The organism is Lactobacillus sp. YT155, assembly GCF_030504545.1.
Taxonomy (GTDB): domain Bacteria; phylum Bacillota; class Bacilli; order Lactobacillales; family Lactobacillaceae; genus BQUT01.
Genome location: NZ_JAUKWP010000001.1, coordinates 317,060 through 333,301, shown reverse-complemented (window position 1 = coordinate 333,301; position 16,242 = coordinate 317,060). Strand labels below are relative to the sequence as shown.

General features: G+C 35.0%; 18 protein-coding genes and 1 tRNA gene. 14 read left to right on the top strand and 5 right to left on the bottom strand.

Going from position 1 to position 16,242, the window contains the following annotated elements; genetic code table 11:
• Positions 1 to 8: 8 nt before the first annotated feature.
• From arsA to arsC, 4 genes are read left to right on the top strand one after another with little or no spacing between them, the layout of a single operon-like run.
• Complete coding sequence (arsA, locus tag Q2T76_RS01800; protein ID WP_302083562.1) at positions 9 to 1,736, top strand: arsenical pump-driving ATPase; 1,728 nt, start codon at positions 9 to 11, stop codon at positions 1,734 to 1,736.
• Positions 1,737 to 1,764: 28 nt separating this feature from the next.
• Positions 1,765 to 2,094, top strand: coding sequence for an arsenite efflux transporter metallochaperone ArsD (gene arsD, locus Q2T76_RS01795; RefSeq protein ID WP_302083560.1), 330 nt, complete (start codon positions 1,765 to 1,767; stop codon positions 2,092 to 2,094).
• A gap of 17 nt (positions 2,095 to 2,111) precedes the next feature.
• Complete coding sequence (arsB, locus tag Q2T76_RS01790) at positions 2,112 to 3,164, top strand: ACR3 family arsenite efflux transporter (protein ID WP_302083558.1); 1,053 nt, start codon at positions 2,112 to 2,114, stop codon at positions 3,162 to 3,164.
• On the top strand, positions 3,164 to 3,577 hold the full coding sequence (arsC, locus tag Q2T76_RS01785; RefSeq protein WP_302083557.1) for an arsenate reductase (thioredoxin): 414 nt from the start codon (positions 3,164 to 3,166) through the stop codon (positions 3,575 to 3,577). Before arsB ends, arsC begins: the two co-directional genes overlap by 1 nt.
• 254 nt (positions 3,578 to 3,831) lie before the next feature.
• Here the strand turns inward: arsC and Q2T76_RS01780 are convergent.
• Positions 3,832 to 3,904, bottom strand: a tRNA-Lys gene (locus Q2T76_RS01780).
• Between the two features lie 131 nt (positions 3,905 to 4,035).
• On the opposite strand from Q2T76_RS01780, the gene yycF reads away from it, so the two are divergent.
• From yycF to Q2T76_RS01735, 9 genes are all read left to right on the top strand, one after another.
• Positions 4,036 to 4,749, top strand: coding sequence for a response regulator YycF (gene yycF / locus Q2T76_RS01775; RefSeq protein ID WP_302083555.1), 714 nt, complete (start codon positions 4,036 to 4,038; stop codon positions 4,747 to 4,749).
• A gap of 42 nt (positions 4,750 to 4,791) precedes the next feature.
• Positions 4,792 to 6,663, top strand: coding sequence for a cell wall metabolism sensor histidine kinase WalK (walK, locus tag Q2T76_RS01770; RefSeq protein ID WP_302083553.1), 1,872 nt, complete (start codon positions 4,792 to 4,794; stop codon positions 6,661 to 6,663).
• The gene (locus tag Q2T76_RS01765; RefSeq protein ID WP_302083552.1) at positions 6,653 to 7,963 is read left to right on the top strand and encodes a hypothetical protein; all 1,311 of its coding nucleotides are present in this window, start codon (positions 6,653 to 6,655) and stop codon (positions 7,961 to 7,963) included. Before walK ends, Q2T76_RS01765 begins: the two co-directional genes overlap by 11 nt.
• Before the next feature lie 2 nt (positions 7,964 to 7,965).
• The gene (locus Q2T76_RS01760; protein ID WP_302083550.1) at positions 7,966 to 8,754 is read left to right on the top strand and encodes a two-component system regulatory protein YycI; all 789 of its coding nucleotides are present in this window, start codon (positions 7,966 to 7,968) and stop codon (positions 8,752 to 8,754) included.
• Between the two features lie 30 nt (positions 8,755 to 8,784).
• Positions 8,785 to 9,567, top strand: a complete 783-nt coding sequence (locus Q2T76_RS01755) for an MBL fold metallo-hydrolase (RefSeq protein WP_302083906.1) — start codon at positions 8,785 to 8,787, stop codon at positions 9,565 to 9,567.
• An 80-nt stretch (positions 9,568 to 9,647) separates the two neighbouring features.
• Positions 9,648 to 10,850 (top strand): S1C family serine protease, encoded by a 1,203-nt coding sequence (locus Q2T76_RS01750; RefSeq protein WP_302083549.1) that lies wholly within the window; start codon positions 9,648 to 9,650, stop codon positions 10,848 to 10,850.
• A gap of 531 nt (positions 10,851 to 11,381) precedes the next feature.
• Complete coding sequence (gene rlmH / locus Q2T76_RS01745) at positions 11,382 to 11,861, top strand: 23S rRNA (pseudouridine(1915)-N(3))-methyltransferase RlmH (RefSeq protein WP_302083547.1); 480 nt, start codon at positions 11,382 to 11,384, stop codon at positions 11,859 to 11,861.
• A gap of 12 nt (positions 11,862 to 11,873) precedes the next feature.
• Positions 11,874 to 12,332 carry a DUF2975 domain-containing protein gene (locus tag Q2T76_RS01740; RefSeq protein ID WP_302083545.1) on the top strand — a complete coding sequence of 153 codons (459 nt, stop codon included), beginning with the start codon at positions 11,874 to 11,876 and terminating at the stop codon, positions 12,330 to 12,332.
• On the top strand, positions 12,332 to 12,742 hold the full coding sequence (locus tag Q2T76_RS01735) for a peptide deformylase (RefSeq protein WP_302083544.1): 411 nt from the start codon (positions 12,332 to 12,334) through the stop codon (positions 12,740 to 12,742). The genes Q2T76_RS01740 and Q2T76_RS01735 overlap by 1 nt, the downstream gene beginning before the upstream one ends.
• A 174-nt stretch (positions 12,743 to 12,916) precedes the next feature.
• Here the strand turns inward: Q2T76_RS01735 and Q2T76_RS07910 are convergent, their stop codons facing one another.
• Entirely contained in the window at positions 12,917 to 13,006 is a 90-nt protein-coding gene (locus Q2T76_RS07910; RefSeq protein ID WP_367881607.1) for a type I toxin-antitoxin system Fst family toxin, read from the bottom strand.
• Positions 13,007 to 13,114: 108 nt separating this feature from the next.
• Entirely contained in the window at positions 13,115 to 13,732 is a 618-nt protein-coding gene (locus Q2T76_RS01730) for a TMEM175 family protein (RefSeq protein WP_302083542.1), read from the bottom strand.
• A gap of 143 nt (positions 13,733 to 13,875) precedes the next feature.
• Between Q2T76_RS01730 and Q2T76_RS01725 the strand changes: the two genes are divergently transcribed.
• Positions 13,876 to 14,817: a Dyp-type peroxidase gene (locus Q2T76_RS01725; protein ID WP_302083540.1), complete on the top strand. Its 942-nt coding sequence runs from the start codon at positions 13,876 to 13,878 to the stop codon at positions 14,815 to 14,817.
• 28 nt (positions 14,818 to 14,845) lie between these two features.
• On the opposite strand, the gene Q2T76_RS01720 is transcribed toward Q2T76_RS01725, so the two are convergent.
• Positions 14,846 to 15,775, bottom strand: a complete 930-nt coding sequence (locus Q2T76_RS01720) for a nucleoside hydrolase (protein ID WP_302083538.1) — start codon at positions 15,773 to 15,775, stop codon at positions 14,846 to 14,848.
• Positions 15,775 to 16,212, bottom strand: coding sequence for a MarR family winged helix-turn-helix transcriptional regulator (locus Q2T76_RS01715; RefSeq protein WP_302083536.1), 438 nt, complete (start codon positions 16,210 to 16,212; stop codon positions 15,775 to 15,777). The genes Q2T76_RS01720 and Q2T76_RS01715 overlap by 1 nt, the downstream gene beginning before the upstream one ends.
• Positions 16,213 to 16,242 lie beyond the last annotated feature (30 nt).

Here is a 16,242-nt window from a genome sequence, read left to right as displayed (position 1 = left end):
TGCAATCAATGAAACTATATGAACCAATAAATATGAATCTAACCAAGTATTTATTTTTTACAGGTAAAGGTGGTGTTGGTAAAACAACGACTGCTTGTGCTACTGCAACCAGTTTAGCTGATAAAGGTGCAAAAGTTATGCTTGTTAGTACTGACCCAGCTTCTAACTTGCAAGATGTTTTTCAAACAGAACTTACAAATAAACCAAAAGACATCAATGGAATACCGAATTTAAAAGTTGCTAACTTTGACCCTGTTACAGCTGCAGAAGACTATAAAGAAAGTGTAGTAGGTCCATATAGGGGTGTTTTGCCAGAAAGTGCATTGGAGAACATGGAAGAACAATTATCAGGTTCTTGTACTGTTGAGATTGCTGCATTTAATGAATTTGCTAACTTTTTAACTGATGAAACTATTGAAAAAGAATATGATTATATAATTTTCGATACTGCACCAACGGGACATACTCTAAGAATGTTGCAATTACCTTCTGCTTGGAGTAACTATCTTGATGAGAACACAACAGGTGTTTCTTGTCTTGGCCAGTTGTCAGGTATGGGTGATAAGAGAGAAATATATGCACACGCTGTAAAAACGTTGAGTAACAACGAATTAACAACATTGATGTTAGTCACTCGGCCACAAAGGGCCTCAATTATTGAAGCACAAAGGGCCTCAAATGAACTTAGTGTAATAGGAATTTTAAATCAAAAATTGATTGTTAACGGTCTTTTAGAAGAAGCTAACGAAAATGTTTCTCAAACGATTTTTGACCAACAACAAAATGATTTGAAAGAAACCCCTGTAGATCTACAAAAATTTGAAATGTTCAATGTTCCATTGCGTCCATACAACGTAACAGGAATAGGCAAGCTACGTATTTTACTAGAAAAAAATCAACCACCTCTTAAGGAAGAAGAAATAGAGCCTATCGAACTTCCATCACTTGATAGAATAATTGATGATTTTATTTCAACAAACAAGAAAATTATTTTTACAATGGGTAAAGGTGGCGTTGGTAAAACAACTATCGCAATTCAAATAGCAAAAGAATTGTCGAAAGCTGGAAAAAAAGTTCGATTAGCAACTACTGATCCAGCAGACCATTTGAATTTGTATTTATCTGATACGCATGGAATTGCTATTAGTCATATAGATGAAGAAAAAGAATTAAATGATTACAAAGAAGAAGTGCTAAACAAAGCACGAAAAACAATGAGTGCTGATGATGTGGCTTATGTTGAAGAAGATTTACGTTCTCCTTGCACGCAGGAAATAGCAGTATTTAGGGCTTTTGCTGAAATAGTTGAAAAGTCAGAGAATGAAGTTGTTGTTATTGATACAGCTCCAACAGGGCATACCTTATTATTACTTGATTCAACACAAAGTTATGCTAAAGAAGTTGAGAGAAGTGCTGGGGAAGTTCCTGAATCAATTCAAAAATTGTTACCACGTTTACAAAATGGTGATGAAACTGAAGTTTTAATGGTTACTTTGCCAGAGACAACTCCAGTTTATGAATCAATGAGATTAAATGAAGATTTGAATAGAGCTAAAATTAAACATACTTGGTGGTTAGTAAATCAAAGTATGTACGCAGCAAAGACATCAAATAATGTTCTAAAAGCTCGTGCAGTTAATGAAGTTGAATGGATAAAAAAAGTAGATGAAGTTTCTGATGGACACTTTGCAGTGTCTAAATGGGTTCCTAATTTTGAAGAAGAATTAATTCACTAATTGTTTTACAAAATTGAAAGGGGTTATTATGAAAGTAATTGAAATTTACGAGCCAGCAATGTGCTGTCCAACAGGAGTTTGTGGACCTTCAGTTGATTCGGAATTACTGACAATAACAGCCATTACCAAAGAAGTTAATAGTTCTGAAACCAGTAGAATTTATAGAAGAAATTTAACACAAAATCCCGCAGCTTTTGCTAGAAGTGAAATAGTAAAGCAACAAATACAAGACAAAGGAATCGAAATATTACCTATAACCCTTGTTGATGGAGAATTGTACGATTACGGGGAATATCCTACAGTTGAAGAAATAGAAAGAATTACAGGGTTAGAGATTAATAGTACAACTCAGAATTAGAAATTGGAGGAGCATTCATGAATCAAGTAGCAAAAAAATTATCTATATTAGATAAATATCTAACTTTATGGATATTTATTGCGATGGCGACAGGAATTGGATTAGGTTTCTTTTTTCCAAGCGTTCCCTCAACGATAAATAGTTTAGAGATAGGAACTACATCTATACCAATTGCCATTGGGTTGATTTTAATGATGTATCCACCGTTAACAAAAGTGAAATATGAAGAAATGTGGCGCGTATTCAAGAATTGGAAAGTTCTCTTGATATCGCTGTTCCAAAATTGGATTGTTGGACCAATTGTTATGTTCATCTTGGCGGTAGTATTTCTTCACAACTATCCTAGTTATATGGTAGGACTAATTATGATTGGACTTGCTAGATGTATTGCAATGGTAATTGTGTGGAGTGAATTAGCTCAAGGAGATAATGAATATACAGCGGGGTTAGTCGCATTTAATTCTATTTTCCAAATAATATTTTACTCTGTATTTGCGTATATTTTCGTAACAGTATTACCTAGCTGGTTGGGACTAGAGACTCATACAGTAGATATTACAATGGGTGAAATAGCCAAGAGTGTATTTATTTATTTAGGAATTCCTTTTATTGCAGGAATCAGTTCGAGATTTTTACTTATAAAAATTAAAGGAAAAGAATGGTTTGAAGCAAAATTTGTTCCAAAGATTAGTCCAATAACATTGATTGCACTTTTATTTACGATTGTTGTGATGTTCTCCGTAAAGGGAGAAAAAGTAATACAGCTACCACTTGATGTGGTTAGAATTGCCATTCCATTATTGTTCTATTTTGTAATAATGTTTTTTGTGTCATTCTTCATATCAAAGAAAATGGGCACCAGTTATCCAATATCTGCGTCTCTCTCATTTACCGCAGCAAGTAACAACTTTGAGTTGGCAATAGCTGTTGCAGTAGGAGTTTTTGGAATAAATTCGGGAGAGGCTTTTGCCGCAGTGATTGGTCCACTGGTGGAAGTTCCAGTGCTAATTTTATTAGTAAATGTTGCTCTAAAATTAAAGAATAAATATTTTAATGGAGAAAAATCATAATGAAAACAATTTATTTTATTTGTACTGGAAATTCTTGCAGAAGCCAGATGGCAGAAGGATTATCAAAAGAATTATTGGATCCTAAAGAATATGAAATTCGAAGCGGTGGAATTGAAGCTCACGGATTGAATCCTAGAGCAGTGAAAGTGATGTCAGAAATTGGCATTGATATTAGCCACAATAAATCCCAAGTCATTGATAATGAATATATCAATAATTCAGACTTAGTTATCACTTTGTGTGGGGATGCTTTGGACAATTGTCCGGTTTTACCAGCGAACGTATCACATGAACATTGGGGACTAGAAGATCCAGCACAAGCTACTGGAACTGAAGATGAGATAATGGAAGTATTTAGAAAAACAAGAGATGAAATTAGTGAACATATTAAGGAATTGAAAAATAAAATATGATAAAAAAAGAGGATTTTATAAATCCTCTTTTTTTATATTTGATTCTATGATGTTGTTTGCCCCAAAATTTTATTGTTTGACTCCGAAAAGCCTTCATTTTAGCGTGCTTAACTATTAAATAATGTAATTTTTTGACTACCCAGTTGACTACCCATAGTATCAAAATCAATCAAATTTCTCAAAGTTGAGAAAAAGTAAAAAGGCTATCATATCAGTGCTTTAGCATGATATAACAACCTTCAAAAGTACTTATATGGGTGGTCAGGGGATCGAACCCTGGACCCACGGATTAAGAGTCCGTTGCTCTGCCAGCTGAGCTAACCACCCAATTCAACAATGAATATATTACCATAAGTTCTCTTTTTATGGCAATGTTTTAATGATTTATTATCACATTTTTGTTTTATGTTTTCATTATTAGTATAATGAATTACGAGTACACTAAGGAGTGTGAATTTATGGCTAAAAAAGTTTTAGTTGTTGATGACGAAAAACCCATCTCAGATATCATTAAATATAATATGGAAAAAGAAGGTTATGAAGTTATAACCGCCTTTGATGGACAAGAAGCATTAGACAAAGTTGAAGAAGAGAATCCAGATATCATCTTATTGGACTTAATGCTTCCTGTTAAAGATGGTTTGGAAGTGGCGCGTGAAGTTAGAAAAACTCACGATACACCAATTATCATGATTACTGCTAAAGACGCAGAGATTGATAAAGTTATTGGATTAGAGCTTGGTGCTGACGACTATGTAACGAAGCCTTTCTCTAATCGAGAATTAGTTGCACGTGTGAAGGCCCAATTAAGACGTCAAGAAACTGTCCAAAACACAAGTGAAGATGATAACACTACTGACAATATTACAATCGGAAACTTATCAATTATTCCTGATGCATATATTGTTAAAAAAGATGGTAAAGAAGTTGAATTGACTCATCGTGAATTTGAATTAATTTATTACTTAGCTCAACACATTGGTCAAGTTATGAAGCGTGAGCACTTGCTTCAAACTGTTTGGGGATACGATTACTTTGGGGATGTCAGAACCGTTGACGTTACCGTTCGTCGTTTACGCGAAAAAATCGAAGATAATCCTAGTCAACCAGAGTGGTTAATGACTCGTCGTGGCGTGGGTTACTACCTAAAAGATACTGATAGTGATGACTAGCTTGCATGATTGTGGGCTTTTTTTATTTAAAGGGAAAAACTTGTGAACAAAAAAATTAATTTCATTCATTCAATTCATTTCAAAATTCCTTTTGCGTTCATTTTGATTTTGATTGCGACTATCGAAATCATTGGGGCTTATTTTGTGCGTCAAATCGAACATAATTACGTCCAGAACTTTGAAACTTCTATTTCAATTCCGCCGGGAATTTCTAATCAAATCACGCAAGATATTTATTTGCATGATAAGGATATGGGGGATAGTATTCAGAATTCACTGCAAGATATTAATAATAATTCTATTTCTGAAATTCAAGTTGTAGATAAAGATGGCACAATTGTCGGTAATTCTAATGCCAATCGTCAATCAACGGTTGGAACCAAAAGTAATATCGCCGATACCAAAAATGCCATTTATAATAATCGCAAAATTACGAAGATTGTTTATGACAAAGATCTTGGTAATTCCTATGTCTTAGTGCAACCATTAGTGAAAACAGTGAATGACTCCAGTAATGTTATTGGGGCTATTTACGTGCGTGCCAGCATGGAAAAAGTCTATCAAGATATCAACGGAATTATCGTGATTTTCTTAACTGCTTCCTTGGTTGCTGGTTTGATTGGGGCGTTAATTGCAATCTTCATTTCTCGAGCTATTACTCGTCCGATTGATGAAATGAAACAGCAAGCAATTCGCATGTCTAACGGTGATTACTCAGGGCAAGTTAGAGTTTATAGTGCCGATGAATTAGGACAGTTGGCTTTAGCGGTTAATAACTTGAGTATCAAAGTTGAAGAAGAAACCGATAATTCTGAATCTGAACGACGTCGATTAGACTCAGTGCTTTCACAAATGTCTGATGGAGTTATTGCCACCAATCGTCGTGGAAATATCACGATTATTAATGAAATGGCCCGTGAACTCTTGGGAATTGAAGAGCAAGATCAAGTAATCGGTCAATCAATCACTGATTCGTTAGGAATTGAGAATGAGTTCTCTTTCCAAGATATTTTGGAAGATCAAGATTCAGTCATCTTGGAGGCTCCTAACAATAATAATGATTTGATTTTAAATGCTGAATTTTCACTTATTCAAAGAGATAGTGGTTTTGTCAGTGGTGTGGTTTGTGTGCTTCATGACGTCACCGAACAACAACGTGTTGACCGTGAACGAAAAGAATTCGTTTCTAACGTTTCGCATGAGTTAAGAACGCCGCTAACCAGTATCAGAAGTTATGTGGAAACTCTAAATGATGGTGCTTGGGAAGATAAGAAATTAGCCCCACAATTCTTGCAAGTTACTGTTGAAGAAACAGAACGTGTTATCCGTATGATTAATGACTTATTGAGTTTGTCACGAATGGATCAAGGAACTTCAAAACTTGATCTTGAATATATCAACTTCAATGAATTTTTCAATTACATCTTGAATCGTTTTGACATGATGCTTAAAAAAGATAAGGAACATGCTAAAGAAGATGGTACAAAAGTTAAAGACTATACCATCAAACGAGTTTTCACTAAGCATGACTTATGGGTGGAAATTGATACTGACAAAATGACACAAGTTATTGATAATATCTTGAATAATGCGATTAAGTATTCTCCCGATGGTGGAGTAATTACTTGTCGTTTATTGGAGACTAACAAACATATTATTATCAGCATCAATGACCAAGGATTAGGAATTCCTAGAAGTGATCAAATCAAAATTTTTGATCGTTTCTATCGAGTTGATAAGGCTCGTTCTCGTAAGCAAGGGGGAACGGGACTAGGTCTCTCAATTTCTAAAGAAGTTGTTGAGGAACATAAAGGTAAGATTTGGGTTAACTCTTCTGAAGGTAAGGGATCGACATTTTATATTTCACTTCCTTACAATCCAAACGAAAGTGTGGGTGAATGGGATGAAGATTAGTAGATTAGTTGTTCAAACATTAGTGGTTATTGCGATTGGAATCAGTTTTATTTTGACGTTTCTGATTTTTACCAATAATGCACGATATCGCACACAACCAAATACTGACGATAATAACAACAAGCTCGGAGTTCAGCGGGTTGTAAAAAAACGTGACGTCTATGCACCTTCACAAATTTTGTGGAATGACGACGGCCAAGTTCGAATGGTGTATAACAACAAACACAATATTGTTAGCGCTGTTCAAAAAGATATGTCGAAATGGAATTATGGTCAGGTAAAAGTTACATCTAAGAATGACAAAGACAAGTATGAAAAATTTGTTAACTCAAAGGATTCATTGCAGTTATTCTATGCTTTTCAGATGCCATTAGATTATTATGGAAAGATTTTGGACAAGAAGAGTCTTGCTTCCGAGCATAAAATCAAGTTCGATCGAATTTTATTCCACGTGGAAAAAAGAGATCAAGTGATTTATTTAGGAAACGATAAAACACATACAATTTACAAAATCAGTGTAAATTCTGGTAGCTCAAAGAGGATCGAAAAACTACTTCGGAAGACTGATGTAGCGATTAATGTTAAGTTGCAAGTAGATGATAAACGAGTATTAATTAATTATGAAAATGGTGTGGCGCTAAAATCTTATAGTTATCTTGTTTCGAAGCAAGAAGACAATAGTTACATTTCAACATTGTTAGGCTCCAACAATATTTCAACTCATAAGAGTGCTGATGCGACAACTTATAGTCCATCGTCCTACCAAAAACTTGTTTCATACAAGAATAATACTTTAAACTACTATAATTATGAAAAAGATCAGAGTCCTAAGAATTCGCAAGAAGTCTTGGACAGAGGGTTAGACTTGGTCAATCAGATCAATACACCTTTGTCTAACGCTAAATTAGCGTATGCCAATTGGAAAACCAAAACGCTAGTCTTTAGAGAATATATTGAAGGCTTCCCTACTTTTTATAAGAGTGATTTCGGTGCAGTAAGAATCGTATTTAATAAATCCGAGCAACTTACACAATTCTCAAATCAAGTAATTCAAGTGCCGGTTCCTTCGGATTCGACACCAGTTCGTTTGAAGAGTACTGACCAGGTAATGAATGATTTGAAGGCACATGGGTTTGATACTAAGAAAATTCAGTTTATTGATTTAGGTTATAAATGGGAAGATGATCCCGAGAACAAAGAGATTGTCCACTTAGTACCTGCTTACTTTATTCGTGTCGATCAATCTTGGAGTTCGTTACAAGAACTTATTGGCGTTAGTGATCAAGTAGGAGGTGAGTAATCGTGGATTTTCGAAGAATTGAATTAATTTTCTTAGCGGTTTTCATCGCCTTAGATATTTTCTTATTTACTAGTTATAAGCAAGCTAACAATGTGGTTACTAGTAAATCTGACGTTGCCTCAATCTCTACACAGATGAAGAGTGCCAACATCACTACTGGTCGTTTGTCTAACGAAAAGCAAAAAGGTTACTACTTATCTGCAACTCCTGATAATAGTTTTATGAAGGATAAGGACCAATTGAAGGATCAAGATGTGACCGAACAAGGCGACGGGATGATTAGTCGTTTGAAAAATACTATTTATTTAGACGATACTAGTGATGCTAAAAAAGTACTCAACAAGTTTATGGAAAACAGCAGTAATGTACTGCTAACAAGTTCTTATAAATACAATCCTTATTTATCAAATGATCGTAAGTTTGTTTACTCTCAAGTGACAAATTATGGAGAGTTATTTGATGAAAGTTCTCAACTAGTTTTTACTCGCAGTAATAAGTCGATTTTGAATTATCGTCAAACTCTGGTATCGAAAGTGACTTCGTTGCGTGAAGAACAAGATACGATTTCTGAAAGAGAAGCTGTTGATCGGTTGTATACAGCTTCAGAAATTCCCGATAACTCAAAAATTATGTGGACGAAGTATGCATACTCTAAGTTGCTGACAGTTAAGGGAAATGTTATTTATATTCCAACTTGGTTTGTTGAAGTTAAGAATCGTAGTACAAAAACAAGTACTATTAAGACAGTAAATGCTTTTAATGGAACTATTATTAAACAAAATGATCAATAAGAAGGTAATTAAGTGAGTTCAGATTTTAAAATGAGTGTGTTGGCTAGCAGTAGTCAAGGTAATTCGACTTATATCGAGACACCTAATAGCAAAATATTAGTTGATGCCGGTCTTTCTGGTAAGAAAATTGAGGCGGCAATGACAAGTATCGACAAAGATATCGCTGATGTCGATGCGATTTTGGTGACTCATGAACATAGCGATCACATTCAAGGTGTCGGTGTTCTTGCTCGTAAATATGGAATCTCTGTTTACGCCAATGAAGGTACTTGGGAACAAATGGCACCAAAAATAGGTAAGACTGAAAATATTGATAAACATATTTTTGAAATGGGTGCGACTAAGACTCTCGGTGACTTGGATATTGAAAGTTTTGGCGTGTCCCATGATGCTCGAGAACCACAATTCTATCAATTTCATTATCAAGGAAAGAGTTTCGCAATTCTGACCGATACAGGATACGTTTCTGAACGAGTTAAGAAGACGATTGAATCGGCAGATGCTTATTTGATGGAATGTAATCATGATTTAGAAATGCTGCGTAATGGAAGTTACGCTTGGTCATTGAAACAACGTATTCTAAGTGATCGGGGTCATTTATCTAACGATGATGGTGCCAATACCTTAATGGATGTGATTGGTAATAGTACTAAGCAAATTTATCTGGGTCACTTGAGTCCCGAGAATAATTTGAAAAAAGTCGCTCACGAAACAGTTGCGAAGGATTTGATTGAACATGATTTTGGGGTGGAGCATGACTTTCATATCAACGATACCGACCCAGTCAAGGCGCAACCACTTTGTGATATCTAGATAATTTTCGAGGTTTATTCATTTCTTTTTCAAACAAGTAATTTATAATAGTCGTACCATGTTTGTAATGGGAGAATTTTATGGAAAATAGAAAAACATTCGTAAGTATGATGATTATTGCTTTAGTTTCTGCAATTGTCGGTGGTGTTTTCTCGGGGTTCATCGTTTATAATCTGATGAACGACAATCCAAGTGATACCTCCAATCAACCAGGAACAGCTAAGGTTAGCAAATTAAATGTTAAAGCTAATTCAACAATGGGATCAGCGTTTAAAAAGGTCTCGAGTTCAGTGGTTTCGGTAGTCAATTACCAAAGCCAAGGCAGCGGTTCTAATAATGACTGGAGTTCAATTTTTGGTGATTCTGGTCAAAAAGACAGTGATTCACTTCAAAAGTATGGTGAGGGATCTGGGGTTATCTATAGTAAAAAAGATGGCAAAGGATATATTGTTACCAATAACCATGTAGTCTCTGGCGCTGCTAAACTAGAAATTATTTTCAAAGATGGCTCAAAAACTGACGGAAAATTAGTTGGTACTGACAAAGTTACTGACTTAGCAGTTATTCAAATTGCTGGGGACAAAGTTCCCGCAATCGCTGAATTTGGAAATTCTGATTCAATCGCCGAAGGTGATCCCGTGATTGCCATTGGTTCGCCGCTAGGAAGTGACTATGCGACTTCTGTAACCGAGGGAATTGTTTCGTCCAAGAGTCGTACAATTACAACTCAAGACGAAAAATCAGGTATGGATACTGGTCAAGCAACCGTAATCCAGACTGATGCCGCAATTAATCAAGGTAACTCTGGAGGTCCACTCGTTAACGCTGCTGGACAAGTCATTGGAATTAATTCAATGAAATTAGCCTCTAGTTCTGATGGAACGACTGTTGAAGGAATGGGCTTTGCTATTCCAAGTAATGAAGTGGTTAAGATTATTAATGCGCTAGTTACTAACAAGAAAGTTAAACGTCCTTCACTAGGTGTGCGTGTAACTGATTTGTCACTTGTTTCTAGTCAAGACCAAAGAGATACTTTGAAGTTGCCGAAGTCTGTGACGCAAGGTGTTCTAATCGCTTCAGTTAATGGTAATTCACCTGCTAGAACTGCTGGATTAAAGAAGTATGATGTCATTACTGCCGTTGATGGTAAGAAAGTAAACAGTGTCGCAGAATTACATACGGCTTTGTATGCTCATTCAATTGGTGACAATACGAAGATTAAATATTATCGTGATGGCAAAAGTGCTGAAGTAACTGTGAAATTAACTCAAGAAGCAGAATAAAAAAACAGATCTTAGGATCTGTTTTTTTTGTTGGAAACATTCGTTTGCCTGAGCAATGAATAGTGGAATATTTACATTAAAAATAAAGCAGAATGTTCATTTTGTTGCGAAGTTTTTTATTATCATACAATTATTAAAAATTACTGTTCCACGGTAAAATTTAGCTAGATAAATTTAAAAAAATTGTCAAGATGGGATAAAGTAGAGTACTGCCTGTGGATAAGTTTGTTAATACTGTGAATTAAACCTTTCTAACTCTCCAAAGTTTTGCACACGAGAAATTGGTTTGTGGATAAGTCGCTTATTTTGAGACAAAACATACGTTCTGTATGTTGATATGCCGGGGTTTATGAGTGTTTCACACAAGCCAGAAAAAATTGAAGACAAATGTGGAAAAAAAGTGGTATATTTTTTCAAAAAAATTTTTGATAGAATATTTGGTGGTTTAATTGTAGGATATACACAAGATGTAGGAACTAAAATTTAGTCAATGTGGAAAACTTTGACATTTTTACTTATTGAAGGATAATTATGAACATAAAAATTGTATGTGTCGGTAAATTGAAAGAAAAATATCTAAAACAAGGAATTTCGGAATATTCCAAGAGACTTTCGGCTTTTGGTAAATTTGAAATTATTGAGGTCGCTGATGAGAAAGCTCCAGAGTCATTAAGTGACTCCGAGATGGAGAAAATTAAGCAATTAGAAGGGCAACGTATTCTGGAGAAAATTAAAGATAAAGAATACGTCTTCTTATTAGCAATCAAAGGCGAACAACTATCTTCAGAGGAATTGGCAGCCAAAGTTGCAGATTTAACTACGTATGGGAAAAGTGATCTGACTTTTGTCATCGGTGGATCGTTAGGAACAAGTGATGAAGTGGAAAAACGGGCGGATCAAGCAATTTCTTTTGGAAGATTCACTTTACCTCACCAACTGATGAGGTTAGTATTAACAGAACAGATCTATCGAGCATTTATGATTGATGCTGGAAGAACCTACCACAAATAAATGGAGAGTATTATGAAAAAAAGGGTGAATCTATTAAAAATAGTCATTATCTTGACGATGATTTTCTTTTTATTAGTTACAGGGTTATTCACATTCTTAGTAATTACTGCCAAACACAAAGCAGAACTCTCCGGACACGGGATTCTGCTTTCAATGGTGGTGTTATATTTAATAGATATTTTAGTCGCTAACAGTGTCATCAATGGCTTTGGATTGTTGAAATTAGTTCGAGAAGACCAATTAATTACTGTAACTGCAGGTAATAAGTTAACAAAAATCACTCGGAATTCGTTGGTTATCCTCTTATTCTCATTCGGATTTTTACCCATGTTTTATAGTTTTGCACAATTAAGTGATGCCCCAGGGCTAATGATAATTGGCTGTTTATTTATCTGTATTTTCTTTGCAATCTTTAGTGTCAGTTGGTTCTTTGACGGACTACTACAAAAATCGATTCGAGGTATCAAATAATGATCCAACCGATTAATAAAGATACTTTAATTTTGAGCAAGAAATCCACAACCGCTACGCCAAATGATGCCCAAGTGGGACAAGATTTAGTGGAAACTCTTCAAGCAAATAAAGAAGTTTGTGTTGGTATGGCTGCCAATATGATTGGTGTTAACAAGCAAATTATTGTTGTGCAAATCGGCATGATAAGTCTGTTAATGTATAATCCAACAATTATTTCGAAGTCGCAACCGTACTCAACTGAAGAAGGTTGCTTGTCACTTAGTGGAGAAAGAAAAACAACACGCTTTGAAAAAATCGAAGTGAGTTACTTAGATAGTAATTTTCAACCACAAAAACAATCTTTTCAGGGATTCGTAGCCCAAATTATTCAACATGAAATTGATCATTGCAACGGAATTATTATTTAAAATTTGCATCGTTTAAGCGATGACGTTGCATTTTTGCACCGCTACTAATATAATGAATATGCAGAAGAATTGCATAGGTTACCATTGAAGCCCGCTTTGCAGAGTGAGCTTCTTTTTTTGTACTAAAAAAGCCGACCATTGCAGTGATCGGCTTTAGTTATCTGGCTTTGTCGCTTATTTTCTGCGATTATTCAGCCAGTATGCGTAGGTTGCAACAACGCAGCCTACGACTATCGCAGAAAAGGCATTAATTACAGAGTTCACTGCATAGGGTACCTCCTTCCTAAGTAGGTTGGATTCATAAGCGACTATTAAATTATATATGCAAAAAAGTTTGAAATAGGCATTCTATAAAGATTTGTACATTTTTAATTAATGACTACTATGAATAACACGGGCTGTTTTGAAATAGGCAACAGCATGAAAGACGATTCCTAGAATTAAAAATAGTAATCCGACATATATTTGAACGTAATTTAACAAGAATGCTAGTAAATATAAGGACATACTGGTCAGTGGATAACGGTTGATTTTTAAATTGAACTTATCAACAACTTCATCTTTTAGAATTTCGGGATGTTGATAAAGGTATAGATAAATTATCACGAATGAAAAAGAGATCAAAAACGCAACCACATCATAAATTCCAAAGGCAAATCTCATATCAGGAATATTTTCTGTGGAAATAGTTTCAGATAGAAGAACAGTTGCGTAATTTAATAATGTAATCAAAAAAATTGAAAAGAGGTTAATAACATTCATCATAATGGTAGTCGTTTTTAATTTATTAAATAAATCGTGATGGAATAACCAGAGAATTCCAATGTAAGAATATGTCAGGATATATGAGAACAGAATGGGCCACTGCTTAATAACTGACTCAAATAGATGACCTTGTGTATAACTTGGTAATTTGAATTCCAATACTAGGATGGTGATTAAGATGGCAAAAATTCCATCACTAAATGCTTGAACACGATCAGGTTTCATAGTTTTCCCCCATGGAGAACATTATACAAAAACTTTTTGAAAAAAATTAAATTATTTTGCTCATATAGTTAGTAATTAAAAATAATTCTGCTAAAATAGAGACAGTAATTAGAATGATTCTAAATAAATTTTGGGAGGACACAATGACAATTAATCCAAATTTGGCTCAAGATGTCTGGAAAGATATTGGAGAGCATGTACAATTTACCGTTCTAGAATTAAAAAGGGAAAATCCGGAAACTGATCGTGAAGCAATTGCTGAATTCGCTGATCGCTCACAGGCAATCATTCGTTCATTAAGAATTAGAGATGCCGAAGCTGGTTTGAAAGTGGCGATTGGTTTTAGTAACAAAGCCTGGGATTATCTTTTTCCCAACGCTCCAAAGCCTAAAGAACTAGAAACTTATCAAGAAATCAAGAATGACAAATACATAATGCCTTCGACAAAAGGTGATCTTTTCTTCCATATCAGAGCAAGTAATGAAGCGGTTGTTTATGAAGCACAAACTCAGTTCATGAAATTCTTGGAAGATATTACAGAAGTTGTAGATGAGACTAAAGGCTTCCGTTACTTTGAAGGTCGTGCAATCATCGGCTTCATTGATGGAACTGAAGCACCAGCAATCGAAGATTCGGCTGATTATGCTTTAGTTGGTGATGAAGATCCTGACTACATTAATGGTTCATATGCTTTTGCGCAAAAATGGCAACATAATATGAAATTCTGGGAAAACCTTAAGACTGAGGAACAAGAAAAAGCTGTTGGTCGTGAGAAATTCTCTGACTTAGAGTTGGAAGATGAAGATAAGTATCACAATGCTCATAATGTCAGTTCTAAGCTAGAAATTGATGGCGTTGAACAAAAGATTATCCGTATGAACGTTCCGTTCTCAAATCCTGCTAATGGAATTACGGGAACCTACTTCATGGGTTACGCAAGACATTGGACAATTACCAAGATGATGTTAGAACAAATGATGGAAACATCAGACTTCTTATTATCATTCTCAGATATTTTGACAGGTCAACTCTTCTTTATTCCATCACGTACCACATTAGAAAAAATAGCTGATCAAGAATTGTAAACAAAAAAGCCTTCATTTGAAGGCTTTTTTAATTTAATTTGTTGATAGATTCGTATAAGAAATCTCGGAATTCTTCACGTTTTGCATCCATTAGAACATTAACTTGATTCTTAACTTCTGGTTGCAGGCGTTTATCAGCTAGTGACATTCCACGAAGGTTGTCATCAGTAATAATAGCAACTGAATAAGTTTTGCCCGTGAATAATTCTGGTTTCAAAAAACTGGCAACAGCACAGATATCGTGCATTGGTGACTTAGTTACGCCAACTTGTTTTTCCGCATTGTGATAAAAATTCATTAAGGCATAGCACATCTCACCAACTCGGCCGTGATTCTTGAGCTCTTCGATATCTTCAGTCGTGAAGTAAGCTTTATCTTCAGTCATATGAAGTCCACTCATTGTAATAGGAATGCCAGCATCGAAGACGATTTTGGCAGCATCGGGGTCAACGAAGAAATTAAATTCTGCGGCAGCAGTAATATTTCCTTGTTCCAGAGATCCACCCATGATATACAAATGATTAATCTTGTTAATAACTTCAGGATAAGTTTTGAATAGCAAAGCTACATTGGTTAGTGGAGCTGTGGCGATGATTTCAAGTTGCTCAACGGAATCGATTTTTTGTTTCATAAATTCAATTGCGTTGGCACTTGCTAGAGGATAATTCTGATAGTCGTTGCCAAAATCATAGCCATCCATCCCGGTTTCACCATGAATTTCGCCAGCAGTGTATAAGTCTTTAACTAATGGTTTGTCACAACCAGAAGCAACATCGATTTTTTTATCAAAAAAAGACATTAATTTTTTGGCATTGTTAGTAACATAATCAAGAGTTTGATTACCGCCAACAGTTGTAATTCCTAAAATGTTCAAATCGTCTTGATTAGCAATTAATTCAGTGATGGCAATCGCGTCATCAATTCCTGGGTCACAATCCATGAGAACATTTCTAGTCATTATTTTTTCTCGCTTTCAGCTAACTTTTCGGGAATCTTGTGAAGTGACTTAATGAAACTTCTACGTTCGAAAGCTCCTAAACTATTGAGAATTTTGTTGTCTGTAGCAACTAAGAATTTTGAAATTTCACTTTGAATCTTCTTACCAGATTCTTGAACTTCAATAATTTTCAAACGGGAATCTGAAGGCAAAGCAGTTCTTTTAATCAAGCCTTTTTCTTCCATGTTTTTCAAAATATTAGTAGCAGTTGAACGACGAATATTGAATTCTTTTTCAACGTCTTTTTGAAATACATTTTCGTTGGCTGCAAAACCATTTAAGAAATCCAAAATTTGAATTTGAGTTCCTGTTAATTTGAATTGCATCGCAAAAGTGTTGATTTCACGTGAAATTTGATTATTTAATACTTTAATTGAATGAGAAATACTTTCTTCCAAAATAAAAACCTCCCTAGGTAATATACTATT

Excerpts from the sequence above, each read along its gene's own strand:
- arsD (WP_302083560.1), top strand. The coding sequence starts at position 1,765 with ATGAAAGTAATTGAAATTTACGAGCCAGCAATGTGCTGTCCAACAGGA.
- Q2T76_RS01755 (WP_302083906.1), top strand. The coding sequence starts at position 8,785 with ATGAGTGTGTTGGCTAGCAGTAGTCAAGGTAATTCGACTTATATCGAG.
- Q2T76_RS01740 (WP_302083545.1), top strand. The coding sequence starts at position 11,874 with ATGAAAAAAAGGGTGAATCTATTAAAAATAGTCATTATCTTGACGATG.
- yycF (WP_302083555.1), top strand. The coding sequence starts at position 4,036 with ATGGCTAAAAAAGTTTTAGTTGTTGATGACGAAAAACCCATCTCAGAT.
- rlmH (WP_302083547.1), top strand. The coding sequence starts at position 11,382 with ATGAACATAAAAATTGTATGTGTCGGTAAATTGAAAGAAAAATATCTA.
- Q2T76_RS01725 (WP_302083540.1), top strand. The coding sequence starts at position 13,876 with ATGACAATTAATCCAAATTTGGCTCAAGATGTCTGGAAAGATATTGGA.
- Q2T76_RS01735 (WP_302083544.1), top strand. The coding sequence starts at position 12,332 with ATGATCCAACCGATTAATAAAGATACTTTAATTTTGAGCAAGAAATCC.
- Q2T76_RS01720 (WP_302083538.1), bottom strand. The coding sequence starts at position 15,775 with ATGACTAGAAATGTTCTCATGGATTGTGACCCAGGAATTGATGACGCG.
- arsC (WP_302083557.1), top strand. The coding sequence starts at position 3,164 with ATGAAAACAATTTATTTTATTTGTACTGGAAATTCTTGCAGAAGCCAG.
- Q2T76_RS01750 (WP_302083549.1), top strand. The coding sequence starts at position 9,648 with ATGGAAAATAGAAAAACATTCGTAAGTATGATGATTATTGCTTTAGTT.
- Q2T76_RS01730 (WP_302083542.1), bottom strand. The coding sequence starts at position 13,732 with ATGAAACCTGATCGTGTTCAAGCATTTAGTGATGGAATTTTTGCCATC.
- arsA (WP_302083562.1), top strand. The coding sequence starts at position 9 with ATGAAACTATATGAACCAATAAATATGAATCTAACCAAGTATTTATTT.
- Q2T76_RS01765 (WP_302083552.1), top strand. The coding sequence starts at position 6,653 with ATGAAGATTAGTAGATTAGTTGTTCAAACATTAGTGGTTATTGCGATT.
- arsB (WP_302083558.1), top strand. The coding sequence starts at position 2,112 with ATGAATCAAGTAGCAAAAAAATTATCTATATTAGATAAATATCTAACT.